Raw genomic sequence first — 434 nt, forward strand, 5'->3', positions numbered from 1 at the left:
TAAGCACTTGGAAGATCTCCTGTCCATTGACTGGTGACCAATCAACGATGACGATGGGATGAGAGTGGTTACCCACTAGATATTCCGTCATCATTTCATAGAAGCAAATCCGCTCACTGTGTAGATGCGGGTTTCCTATCAACCGATCAGCCCGTTTAATATCGTGTTTTTTGTCGGTATCCGAAGTGCTTTTGAGCCCACGCCCTAAGTAAGTGACGGTAAGGCGCTGGTCGGTCATTCCAGATTCGACAAAGGTAAAGAGCGTATGTAGTCGTGCGGCATGGATATGAGGATACGCAGCGGCGATATCGTTTTTGAGTGTGGTAGAAGCCTTCATCAAGATAACTCATTTTTTATCAATGAGTTGATCATAAATAAAGGCTAAGGTCGATACACAATCAGTCTATAGAGAGAAATTCGTGGGGATTCCTCAG

1 pseudogene is annotated in these 434 nt (G+C 44.7%); it reads right to left on the reverse strand.

Annotated elements, in window-relative coordinates:
- Positions 1-337, reverse strand: a pseudogene (locus tag ACM2FC_RS23625) (IS4-like element ISPpr2 family transposase); the annotation flags it as partial.
- Positions 338-434: the final 97 nt, after the last annotated feature.

The sequence above is a fragment of the Vibrio sp. A37 genome, from assembly GCF_059777565.1.